Here is an 11609-nt window from a genome sequence, read left to right as displayed (position 1 = left end):
TCGCCTGCGTCGCCGGACAGGCGCTGTCGGCCACGAAGGTGCCGCTCATCTTCACATCGGCCCGCGCCACGCCGGCGCCAACCAGAGCCAAAACGACCGAACCCCACAATGCCCAAACCCGCATTCCCGCTCTCCCGGCGATCATTGAACCGTATTGAATTCGTCACACTAGAACAGGCGAAGTGTCAGAATTACGATCTTTTTCGCCAGGCGAAAATAATCCCCATGTGAACGCCTTCGGCCCCTGCGCTTATTGCACCATGGTCGATCGCTCTCTTGACGCCGCCGAAACCCTCGCCCATCAGTCGCGCAGGGAGCGAGACATGCCATTCGACAAACAGACCAGGCTGGCCTCACCGGGGGGGGCCGACCTCAACCTTTATGTGAAACATGCCGGCGGAAATCCGCGCGCCGTGGTGCAGATCAATCATGGGCTGGCCGAGCACGCAGCGCGCTACGCCCGCTTTGCCGATTTCCTTGGGGACCGCGGCTTCCATGTCTATGCCCATGACCATCGCGGCCACGGCGCGACAAAGGCGCCCGATGCGCCGCTCGGCAGGTTCGCCGACGTCGACGGCATCGCCAAGGTGATCGCCGACGTCGGCGCGGTGCATGATCTCATCGCCGTCGAGCATCCGGGATTGCCGGTGATCGCTTTTGGACATTCGCTCGGCGCCTCGATCGCGCTGAATTTCGTGCTCCGCCACTCCGATCGCATCCATGCCGCCGCCATCTGGAACGGCAATTTCTCAGCTGGCCTGCTCGGCCAGCTGGCGCTGGGCATCCTCGGCTGGGAACGGATGCGGCTGGGCTCCGACGTGCCGTCGCGCCTGCTGCCCAGGCTGACCTTCCAGGCCTGGGGCAAGGCCGTGCCCAACCATCGGACCTTGTTCGACTGGCTGTCGCGCGACCCCGTCGAGGTCGACAAATACATCGCCGACCCGCTCTGCGGCTGGGACGCCTCCATCTCGATGTGGCGCGACGTGGTCGGCATGGCGCAGCACGCCGGCAAGGATTCCAGCTTCGCTGGCGTACGCCGCGACCTCTTCGTCAATCTGGTGGGCGGAGAGAAGGACCCGGCGTCGGACTATGGCAAAGGGATTCACCACCTCGCCCGGCGCATGGACAGAATGGGCTTTTCGAATCTGGTTTCAAAGGTTTACGCCGACACCCGTCACGAAAGCCTGAACGAGATCAACCGCGACATCATCATGAGCGATTTCGTTGCATGGGGTGACAGCGTGCTTAAGGCGTGACCGGCGTGGCCTACTGCATGAGTCGTGACATAGCCGGCTACGATTGATAGTGCATGTCGCCCAAAAGTGCGCAGCGGTTTGGGATAACGACATGCACAAGCAAGATTCTAGGCTGCGCTTTCGACCCCATCACGGTGATCCATGGCCGAACCTCCGCTGAAAGGCATCCGCGTTATCGAACTCGCCCGCATTCTGGCGGGGCCGTGGGCCGGACAATTGCTCGCCGATCTCGGCGCCGATGTCATCAAGGTCGAGAGCCCGGACGGCGGCGACGACACCCGCAAATGGGGCCCGCCCTTCGTCATGAGCCATGACGGCGAGAACCTGTCGGCGGCCTATTATCACTCCTGCAATCGCGGCAAGCGCTCGATCGCCATCGATTTCTCCAAGCCCGAGGGCGCCGATACGCTCCGCCGACTGGTCGCCACGGCCGACGTGCTGATCGAGAACTTCAAGCTTGGCGGTCTGAAGAAATACGGCCTCGACTATGAGAGCCTGAAGAAGATCAATCCGCGCCTCGTCTATTGCTCGATCACCGGCTTCGGCCAGGACGGTCCCTACGCGCCGCGCGCGGGCTACGATTTCATTATCCAGGCGATGGCCGGGATGATGTCGATCACCGGCGAGGCCGGCCGCGAGCCGCAGAAGGCGGGCGTCGCCATCTCCGACCTGTTCACCGGCCTCTATTCGGTGATCGCCATCCAGGCGGCGCTGCGCCATGCCGAGAAGACCGGCGAAGGCCAGCACATCGACATGGCGCTTTTCGACAGCCAGATCTCGGCGCTCGGCAACCAGAACCTTAACTATCTGGTTTCTGGCAAGTCGCCGGTGCAGATGGGCAACGCCCATATGAACATCGCGCCCTACGAGGTGCTGCCGGTGAAGGACGGCCACATCATCCTTGCCGTCGGCAATGACAGCCAGTTCGCCAAGTTCTGCGCGGTTGTCGGTCTGACCGAGTTGCCCGCCAATCCGGATTTCACCACCAATCCCGCCCGCGTCGCCAATCGCGCCAAGCTGCGCGAACTGATCATCGAGACGCTGGGCACGTGGGATCGCGACCCGCTGCTGACGAAGCTCGAAGCCGCAGGCGTGCCGGCAAGCCCGATCAACACGATCGGCCAGATGTTCGCCGACCCGCAGGCGATCGCGCGCGGCATGCGGCTCGACCTCGACGACGGCCATGGCAATCGACTGCCGTCGGTGCGCGCGCCGATGGTGATGTCGGGCACGCCGCTCGTCTATGAGCGGCCCTCGCCGCGTCTTGGCGAGCACACTGCAGAAATCCTTGCCGAACTGGAGAGAGCAGCAAAATGAAGACCGGCGGACAATTGATCGTCGAAGCGCTCGAGGCGAACGGCACCGACCGCATCTTCTGCGTGCCGGGCGAATCCTATCTGGCGGTGCTCGACGCGCTGCATGACTCGTCGATCCGCACCATCGTCTGCCGCCAGGAAGGCGGCGCGGCGATGATGGCCGACTGCCAGGGGCGCCTGACCGGTACGCCCGGCATCTGCTTCGTCACCCGCGGCCCCGGCGCCACCAACGCCTCGGCCGGCATCCACATCGCCATGCAGGATTCGGTGCCGCTGATCCTGTTCATCGGCCAGGTCGCCAGCCACGCCAAGGAGCGCGAGGCCTTCCAGGAGGTCGACTACAAGCGCTTCTTCGGCGACATCGCCAAATGGGTGGTCGAGATCGACGACGCTTCGCGCATTCCGGAATTCGTCACCCGCGCTTTCGCGGTGGCGACATCGGGCCGCCCCGGCCCGGTCGTCGTCTCGCTGCCCGAGGACATGCTGACCAGCGAGGTCGAGGCGCCGGTAGCACTTGCGCACACGCCGGTTGAGACGCGCCCCGGTGAGGCCGAGCTCGACGCGCTGGAGATGCTGCTCACCGGCGCCAAGCGTCCGTTCGTCATTCTCGGCGGCACGCGCTGGGACGAGGAGGTGGTGGCGCGGATGCGCACGATCGCCGAGACGTGGTCGCTTCCCGTGGGCTGCTCCTTCCGCCGCCAGATGCTTTTCGACCATCTTCATCAGAACTACGCCGGCGATGTCGGCATCGGCATCAACCCGAAGCTGGCGGCGCAGATCAAGGCGGCCGACGTCGTGCTTCTGATCGGCGGCCGCATGAGCGAGATGTCGTCGTCCGACTACACGCTGCTGAAGAGCCCATACCCCGACCAGGCGCTGGTGCATGTCCATGCCGACGCCGGCGAGCTCGGCCGCGTCTACCGGCCGACGCTGGCGATCAACGCCTCGCCCTCGGCCTTCGTCGAGGCTTTCGCCAAGCGCAAGCCGGCCGGCACGCCATCCTGGGCAAATGAGACGGCAAAAGCACACGCCGCCTATCTCGAATGGTCGACGCCCCCTGAGACCGGGCCCGGCGCCGTCCAGATGGGGCCGATCATGAACTATCTGGAAAAGGCGCTGCCGGAGGACGCCATCCTCACCAACGGCGCCGGCAATTACACGACCTGGGTGCATCGCTTCCACCGCTTTCGCCGCTTCGGCACGCAGGCGGCCCCGACATCCGGATCGATGGGCTACGGCACTCCGGCGGCGGTCGCCGCCAAGGCGCTGTTCCCGGATCGCACAGTGGTTGCCTTTGCCGGCGACGGCTGCTTCCTGATGAACGGCCAGGAATTCGCGACCGCCGTGCAATACGACCTGCCGATCATCGTCATCGTGGTCAACAACGGCATCTACGGCACGATCCGCATGCACCAGGAGCGGGAATATCCGAGCCGCGTCATCGCTACCGACCTCAGGAACCCCGACTTCGCCGCGCTTGCCCGCGCCTATGGCGGCCATGGCGAGACGGTCGAAAGGACCGAGGACTTCGCGCCTGCCTTCGAACGCGCGCGCGCCAGCGGCAAGCCGGCGATCGTCGAGATCAGGCTCGATCCCGAGGCGATCACGCCGACCCGCACGCTGACGCAGATCCGCGACAAATCATGACCCGGCAGAACGAGGCGGTTGCCCGCCTCTTTCTGCCGGCGGAAAGACTGCTACATCGCTCCGGCCGCCTTCTCGATCTGTCCTCGGATCTCGCCGTCCGGGTTAGCGGCTGTATGGACGTTGACGTAATATTTGCCGGCCTCCAGGTCGGTGGCCTGGGCATCCGTCAGCGTCGCCGAGCCTTTGATCGGGCTCTTGAGCTTCTTGAACGGGATTACGGGATCCGCGTTTTCACCCTTGGCCGCCGGGCCGTGAATGTGGGCCCCCGACGCCGGCCCGCTGAGACCGGAATATTTGACGTTCCAGCTGAGCTTCTTCTTGGTGGTGTCAAAGGTGAGTGTGGCAGTCCCCTTGCCTTTGGTGGTTACGGGCGGGTTCTGCTGGCTGCCATCCAGCGTTGCCTTGTACTTCACAACGTCGGCCATGGCCGGCGATGAGAGCAGGAACGCGGTCGAAACGGCGAGCGCCGAAAGCATCGGCAAGGATAGGATGCGCATGAAGAACCTCCGTTGATTGCAGCATCCCCCACGGCCCCCCAGCGCGCGGATGCGTCAATTCAACGGCTGAACGGCGCGATGTATCCCGGCACACGCATATTTTACCGGCACTAAGGAAAAGGGGCGGTCGCTTGCCCCCTTCTGGATTCCGTAAAGGCAACGATTATACGGCCGCCAGCGCTTGCGTCAGATCGGCGATCAGATCATCCGGGTGCTCGACACCGATAGACAGCCTGACTGTGGTCTCAAGCACGCCGATGCGCTGGCGCACGTCGTAGGGGATGCCGGAATGGGTCATGGCCGCCGGATGGCTGGCCAGCGATTCCGTCCCGCCGAGGCTTACCGCCAACTTGAAGATCTGCAGGCTGTTGAGAAAGGCAAAGGCCGCCTTCTGCCCGCCGCGAATGTCGAAGGAGAACGTCGAGCCGGCGCCACTGCATTGCGCCCGGTAGGTGCGGCCTGCCGGAGTGTCCTCGCCCACGAACGGCAGATAGTGCACCTTCTCGACCTTGGGATGGTCGCGCAGGAATTCAGCGACCAGGCGGGCGTTGTCGTTCGCCCGCTCCATGCGGATCGACAGCGTTTCCAGCGAGCGGCCGAGCATCCAGCAGGAATGCGGGTCGAGCTGCGTGCCGATCGCCCCCCGCAGCGCCTTGATCGGCTTGGTGACCGCCTTGCTGCCCATCGCGGCACCCGCGATCAGGTCGGAATGGCCGCCGACATATTTGGTCAGCGAATAGACCGAAACATCGGCCCCGTGTTCGATGGGCCTCTGGAATACCGGGCCGAGTAGCGTGTTGTCGCAGACGATGATCGGCGTCGTTCCTTGCCGGGCGCCGATCTCGTCGGCGATCCTGCGCATCAGCGCAATGTCGACAAGGCTGTTGGTCGGATTTGACGGCGTCTCGATCAGGATGACTGACACGCGGCCATTGCCGACGGCCGTGTCGGCAGCCACGCGCACCGCCGCCTCGTCGACGCCGTCCGCGAAGCCGACGGCCTCGATGCCGAAGCCGGTGAGCGTGCGCGTCAGAAGCGTCTCCGTGCCGCCATAAAGCGGCTGCGAATGCAGGATGGCGTCACCCGGGCGAGCATAGGCGAAAAGCGTCGTCGCGATCGCCGACATGCCGGACGAGAACAGGATGCAGGCGTCCGTCCCCTCATAGATCGCCAGCCGGTCCTCGACGATCTCGCTGTTGGGATGGTTGAAGCGCGAATAGACCAGACCGGACGCCGTGCCGCTCGGAGGTTCCTTGCGGCCGGAAGTGTAGTCGAAGAAGTCGCGTCCCTCTTCCGCCGATTTGAACACGAAGGTCGAGGTGAGGAACACCGGCGGCTTGACGGCGCCCTCCGAAAGCTGCGGATCGAAGCCATAGCTCAGCATCAGCGTCTCCGGATGGAGCTTGTGGTTGCCGATATGGGTTTTCGAAGGGCGCGGCGCGGTCATGGCTTTTCCTGCTGTTCGAGGAGTTATTCCGTCGCAATTTATGCGATCCTCATCATGCAGTCCTTGCTATTTTTGGGCTCCCGTGGCTGCATTCCCGCAATATATTGCCTGGAGATGCCAAAAGTGCAGCAGAAGATAGCCGACGATTTCGACCGCAAGATCCTGCGTGAACTGCAAGCCGACGCCCGCATCACCAACAACGAGCTTGCCGAGCGGATCGGTCTGTCGCCGTCGCCCTGCCTGAGGCGCGTGCGGCGGCTGGAGGAAGCCGGCGTTATCAGGGGCTATACCGCGCTGGTCGATCCGGCCGCTTTCGGCTGGGGCATGGTCGCCATCGCCACCATCCGGCTCAGCCGCCAGAACGAGGACGAGATCGTCATGTTCGAGGAAGCGATCCGCGGCTGGGAAGAGGTTCTGGAATGCCACCTCGTCACTGGCTCGCGCGACTATGTGCTGAAGGTCGTGGCAGGAAGCCTCGAACAGTACGAGCGCTTCATCAAGGAAAAGATCGCGCGGCTGAAATGCGTCGCCTCGATCGAGACCAGCTTCGTTATGAACACCATAAAGGAACGGCGCCTCTGAGGCGCCGTTCTCAAGATCAGAATAAATTGCGTGACAGGCTTACTTGATCGCCTTGTCGGTGATAGCGGTCGTGTAGGCGCCAGAGGGCTCCTTGGCGATGATCTTCTGGTCGAGCAGCGCCTTGGCGGTGCGCTCGTAGGTCGCCGGATCGAGCTTGCCGTCGGCATTGTCGACCAGCTTGGCGACTTCGCCCATCATGCGCTTCTGGTGGTTCTCGTCCTGGCCGCCATTGTCCATGACGATGCCGGCCGCCTCGTCCGAATTGTCGACGGCGTATTTCCAGCCCTTCATCGAAGCGCGCACGAAGCGCACCATCTTGTCCTCGAAGGCGGGGTCCTTGAGCTTGTCTTCCAGCGCGTAGAGCCCGTCCTCGAGCAGGTCGTTGCCCATGGCCGAGTAGTTGAAGACGGTGAGCTGCTCCGGCTTGTAGCCGGCGTCGATCAGCTGCCAGTATTCGTTGTAGGTCATGACCGAGATGCAGTCCGCCTGCTTCTGGATCAGCGGCTGCACGTCGAAGCTCTGCTTCAGGACGGTGACGCCGTCCGGACCGCCCTCGGTCTTGAGGCCGAGCTTGTTCATCCAGGCGTAGAACGGATATTCGTTGCCGAAGAACCAGACGCCCAGCGTATGGCCCTTGAAGTCCGCTTCGGTCTTGATCGGGCCGTCCTTCGGGCAGACCAGCTCCATGCCGGCCTTCTTGAAAGGCTGGGCGATGTTGACCAGCGGCACGCCCTTCTCGCGCGCGGCGAGCGCGCCGCCCATCCAGTCGACGATCACGTCGGCGCCGCCGCCGGCGATCACCTGCTCCGGCGCGATGTCCGGGCCGCCCGGCTTGATGTCGACGTCGAGGCCCTCGGCGTCATAGAAGCCCTTGGCCTTGGCGACATAGTAGCCGGCGAACTGGGCCTGCGTGACCCATTTCAGCTGCAGCGTCAGCTTGTCGGCGGCCATCGCCTGGAAAGCGGCCAGCGACATCGCGCCGGCCAAAGCAGAAACTACAAGTCTTTTCATATTTTTACCCTCTGAAGTTAGCACCCAAACCCACCCCCTCTATCCACCACGGACAGAGGGATGCCAAAACGTGATGGCTCTCTCGATAAGAGCGACCACGCCATAAAAGACCGAACCCGCCAGTGCTGCAACTGCGATTTCGGCCCAAACCATGTCGATGTTCATCCGCCCGACTTCCGTCGAAATGCGGAATCCCATGCCGACAACCGGCGTGCCGAAGAACTCCGCGACGATGGCGCCGATCAGCGCCAGCGTCGAGTTGATCTTCAGCGCGTTGAAGATGAACGGCATTGCCGCCGGCAGCCTGAGCTTCAGCAAGGTCGGCCAATACCCGGAAGCATAAGTGCGCATCAAATCGCGCTCCATGTGGCCGGAGGCGGCGAGCCCGGCGACGGTATTCACCAGCATCGGGAAGAAGGTCATGATGATGACGACCGCCGCCTTGGACGGCCAGTCGAAACCGAACCACATCACCATGATCGGCGCGACGCCGATGATCGGCAGCGCCGACACCATGTTGCCGATCGGCAGGAGTCCGCGCCGCAGGAACGGCACGCGGTCGGCGAGAATGGCGACGACGAAGCCGGCGAGGTTGCCGACGATGTAGCCGATCAGCACCGCCTTGAAGATCGTCTGCCGCACATCCGATCCCAGGATCGGCAGCGAGCTGGCGATGCGCGCGCCGATCGCGCTCGGCGGCGGCAGCAGGATGAACGGGATGCCGGCACCCCGCGTCACCGCTTCCCAGATGATCAGGATCCAGGCCCCGAAGATCGCCGGGATGATCAGTCGGAGCGCGGTTTTCGCGCCGCTCATGGCAGGCCGTAAGGAGGACAGCAAAGCGACGCAGCGCCAGGCAACCAGCCAGGCTGCGGCGAGAGCGAGGAAATAGGGCGCCAGCGCCGTCCCCTCGAAGCCGCCTATGCCTTTGATCAGCAGCCAGGCGGCGATATGGGCACCGATGAAGAGAACGATGGCTTCAACGAGCGTCGCGATCCGTATGGTCGAGACCAGCGCCGCGATCAGCAGCAGCCCGAGAATCAAGCCCTTCGTGCCCATATACGGGTAAGCGATCGTCGCGGTCGGCTCTGCCATTGCGGCCGCTTCCGGTTTCGACATCGCGCCGAGCGCGAAGGCGATAAGGCAAAAGAGGATCGCCAGCACCGATTGCCAGGATGGTTTCAGCCAGGTCATGCCGGCCTCCCGCCCATGGCGTGGTCGACCAGGCGGCCGGCGATACCGACCACCATGACCAGCAGCGCCGCGACCACCGAGCCCGCGACCAGCGCCGACCAGATGTCGATGGTCTGGCTGTAGTAAGCGCCGGAAAGCAGCTTGGCGCCGATGCCGGCGACCGCGCCTGTCGGCAGTTCGCCGACGATGGCGCCGACCAGGCTCGCCGCCACCGCTACCTTCATCGAGGTGAACAGGAATGGCACCGATGCCGGCACCCTCAGCTTCCAGAAGGTCTGGGACCGGCTGGCATTATAGGTATGCATCAGGTCGAGATGCATGAGTTCCGGCGAGCGCAGACCCTTCACCATGCCGACAGTCACCGGGAAGAAGGAGAGATAGGTAGAGATCAGCGCCTTGGGGATCAGCCCGGTGATGCCGATGGCCGCCAGCACCACGATGATCATCGGCGCCACCGCCAGGATCGGGATAGTCTGCGAGGCGATGATCCACGGCATCAGGCTGCGGTCGAGCGTGGTGACATGCACGATACCGACGGCAATCACGATGCCGAGCGCCGTGCCGAAGGCGAAGCCGAGCAGCGTCGAGGACAGCGTCACCCAAGCATTGTAGACGAGGCTGCGGTTGGAGGTGATGCTGCGCAGGAAGGTGTTCTCGAAGAAGTTCACCGCCACCTGATGCGGCGCCGGCAGCGTCGGCTTCGGCTGCGACAGCGTCTTGCCGATGAATTCGACGGTGCCGGGGGTCTGGTTGGCCCTCTGGTCGAGGTCGCGCTGGAACGGCGCGTTGAGGATGACGGCGAAGACATACCAGATCACCACCACTCCGGCGAGAATGGTGGTCACCGGGATGATCTTGGAGCGGAAGCTGTCCATCAGCGACGCTCCCCTCCTCTCCCCGCCGGGGAGAGGCTGGCCGGAGCAAAGCGAAGGCCGGGCGCCTTCGTTTTCGGTGCCGCGGCACCCGTTCTTTTCGTCATCCTAGGGCGGAGCAAGGAGCGAAGCGACGCGGCGCAGACCCTAGGATCCATGCCATTACGTCTCCGCTCCGCAGCGGTGCAGAACAGGGCTCTCTGCGCCTTGCGGCATCTAGCGGGAATTCTGCACCGTCTTGACCCTTCGGCCGATATCACGGCATGGATCCTAGGGTCTGCGCTCCGCTTCGCGTCGCTCCGCCCTAGGATGACGAAATCGCGGTGCGCGGCCGCCCGCTCAAGAGCCCCCTCAATCATCATAGCTGTGCCCAGCCCGAAGCCCGTCGCGCACGCGCGCCGCGATCGCCAGGAATTCAGGCGTCTCGCGAATATCGAGCTGCCGCTTCCGGGGCAGCGTCGATTCGATGATATCGGTGACGCGGCCGGGTCGCGGCGACATCACGACGATACGCGTCGACAGATACACCGCTTCGGGGATCGAATGGGTGACGAAGCAGATCGTCTTGTCGGTCCGGCCCCACAGCTCGAGAAGCTGCTCGTTCAGATGGTCGCGCACGATCTCGTCGAGCGCGCCGAACGGCTCGTCCATCAAGAGCAGGTCTGCATCGAAGGCGAGCGCACGCGCGATCGAGGCGCGTTGCTGCATGCCGCCGGAAAGCTGCCAGGGATATTTCTTCTCGAAGCCGGAGAGGTTGACGAGTTCGAGCGTGCGCTTGATGCGCTCCGCCTGCTCGGCCTGGCCAAGGCCCATGATTTCCAACGGCAACGCCACGTTGCGCTCGATCGTCCGCCAAGGGAACAGAGCTGCTGCCTGGAAGACGTAACCGTAAGCGCGCTTCTCGCGCGCCTGCTCCGGCGAAATCCCGTTGACGGAGATCGTTCCCGAGGTCGGCTTCTCCAGATCGGCGATGACGCGCAGCAAGGTGGTCTTGCCGCAGCCGGAGGGGCCGATGAAGGAGACGAACTCGCCCTTGCCGATGGTCAGATCGACATTGGACAGCGCCTGCACCGGACCGTCATTGGTCTGGAAGGTGAGGCCAAGCTTGCTTGCCGAAACGACGGCTGGCGACGGTCCGGTCATTGGCAGAAACCTGCCTTTCGCAGCCGCTGCCGCGCCGGCCGGAATCCGGTTGATTTTGCGTTTATGTTGCTTTCCACTCGTCCTGTCCCAACTGATCGACGCCGCCCGGAGCCTTGCCGATGTCGCCTAAACCCACATGTCATCTTATTCGCCCCGAAAGCACTTATGAAGGCAAGCAAGGCTTGAGCTACTTCGCCGGCATCGCCGCCGAAACCGTCGGCTCCTCCGGCATTTGCATGCATCTTCTCACCATGCCGCCGGGCGCCCGCGCCAAGGCGCACATGCATGAGAGCCACGAGACCGCGATCTATGTGCTCTCCGGAGAGGTTCACACCTGGTATGGCGACCGGCTCGAGCACCACATTGTCGTCAAGGCCGGCGACCTCTTCTACATTCCGGCCGGCGTGCCGCATCTGCCCGCCAATCTGAGCGGCGCGCCCGCTTCGGCCGTCATTGCCCGCACCGATCCCAACGAGCAGGAAAGCGTGGTCCTGCTGCCGGAACTGGATGCGCTGGTTGCCTAGGGCAATTCCAGGAAAAGTGTGTAACGGTTTTCCGTCCGGAATTGCGCAAAAACAAAGAGATAGGGCATTTTGCAGCCAAGCGGAATCGCTTGGCGTCGCACAAATGCTGTCTCGCTTCTG

The 11609-nt window shown here is 63.6% G+C and carries 11 protein-coding genes; 5 read left to right on the top strand and 6 right to left on the bottom strand.

Annotation, left to right across the window (positions count from 1 at the left end):
• Nucleotides 1–323: 323 nt before the first annotated feature.
• From EOA29_RS12125 to EOA29_RS12115, 3 genes are all read left to right on the top strand, one after another.
• Nucleotides 324–1256, top strand: a complete 933-nt coding sequence (locus EOA29_RS12125) for an alpha/beta hydrolase (protein ID WP_126093052.1) — start codon at nucleotides 324–326, stop codon at nucleotides 1254–1256.
• Between the two features lie 141 nt (nucleotides 1257–1397).
• Nucleotides 1398–2573, top strand: a complete 1176-nt coding sequence (locus EOA29_RS12120; protein ID WP_126093051.1) for a CaiB/BaiF CoA-transferase family protein — start codon at nucleotides 1398–1400, stop codon at nucleotides 2571–2573.
• Entirely contained in the window at nucleotides 2570–4219 is a 1650-nt protein-coding gene (locus EOA29_RS12115) for a thiamine pyrophosphate-binding protein (protein ID WP_126093050.1), read from the top strand. The genes EOA29_RS12120 and EOA29_RS12115 overlap by 4 nt, the downstream gene beginning before the upstream one ends.
• A gap of 50 nt (nucleotides 4220–4269) precedes the next feature.
• On the opposite strand, the gene EOA29_RS12110 is transcribed toward EOA29_RS12115, so the two are convergent.
• A complete protein-coding gene (locus EOA29_RS12110; RefSeq protein WP_126093049.1) occupies nucleotides 4270–4716 on the bottom strand; it encodes a CHRD domain-containing protein in 447 nt (148 codons plus the stop codon).
• 163 nt (nucleotides 4717–4879) lie between these two features.
• Nucleotides 4880–6163: a cystathionine gamma-synthase family protein gene (locus tag EOA29_RS12105; RefSeq protein ID WP_126093048.1), complete on the bottom strand. Its 1284-nt coding sequence runs from the start codon at nucleotides 6161–6163 to the stop codon at nucleotides 4880–4882.
• Between the two features lie 123 nt (nucleotides 6164–6286).
• On the opposite strand from EOA29_RS12105, the gene EOA29_RS12100 reads away from it, so the two are divergent.
• Nucleotides 6287–6745 (top strand): Lrp/AsnC family transcriptional regulator, encoded by a 459-nt coding sequence (locus tag EOA29_RS12100; RefSeq protein ID WP_126093047.1) that lies wholly within the window; start codon nucleotides 6287–6289, stop codon nucleotides 6743–6745.
• A gap of 39 nt (nucleotides 6746–6784) precedes the next feature.
• Here EOA29_RS12100 and EOA29_RS12095 read toward each other — a convergent pair whose 3' ends face one another.
• From EOA29_RS12095 to EOA29_RS12075, 4 genes are all read right to left on the bottom strand, one after another.
• Nucleotides 6785–7756, bottom strand: coding sequence for an ABC transporter substrate-binding protein (locus EOA29_RS12095; protein ID WP_126093046.1), 972 nt, complete (start codon nucleotides 7754–7756; stop codon nucleotides 6785–6787).
• A gap of 39 nt (nucleotides 7757–7795) precedes the next feature.
• Nucleotides 7796–8950 carry an ABC transporter permease gene (locus tag EOA29_RS12090; RefSeq protein ID WP_126093045.1) on the bottom strand — a complete coding sequence of 385 codons (1155 nt, stop codon included), beginning with the start codon at nucleotides 8948–8950 and terminating at the stop codon, nucleotides 7796–7798.
• A complete protein-coding gene (locus EOA29_RS12085) occupies nucleotides 8947–9825 on the bottom strand; it encodes an ABC transporter permease (RefSeq protein ID WP_127220941.1) in 879 nt (292 codons plus the stop codon). Before EOA29_RS12085 ends, EOA29_RS12090 begins: the two co-directional genes overlap by 4 nt.
• 348 nt (nucleotides 9826–10173) lie before the next feature.
• Nucleotides 10174–10965, bottom strand: a complete 792-nt coding sequence (locus EOA29_RS12075) for an ABC transporter ATP-binding protein (protein ID WP_127220940.1) — start codon at nucleotides 10963–10965, stop codon at nucleotides 10174–10176.
• 113 nt (nucleotides 10966–11078) lie between these two features.
• Here EOA29_RS12075 and EOA29_RS12070 point away from each other — a divergent pair, with 113 nt between their 5' ends.
• A complete protein-coding gene (locus EOA29_RS12070; protein WP_189349981.1) occupies nucleotides 11079–11489 on the top strand; it encodes a cupin domain-containing protein in 411 nt (136 codons plus the stop codon).
• The last annotated feature ends 120 nt before the right edge of the window (nucleotides 11490–11609 follow it).

This window comes from Mesorhizobium sp. M1E.F.Ca.ET.063.01.1.1 (genome assembly GCF_003998155.1).
Lineage (GTDB): Bacteria > Pseudomonadota > Alphaproteobacteria > Rhizobiales > Rhizobiaceae > Mesorhizobium.
The sequence above is the reverse complement of the archived record's forward strand: the minus strand, read 5'-3'. Positions and strand labels throughout refer to the sequence as shown.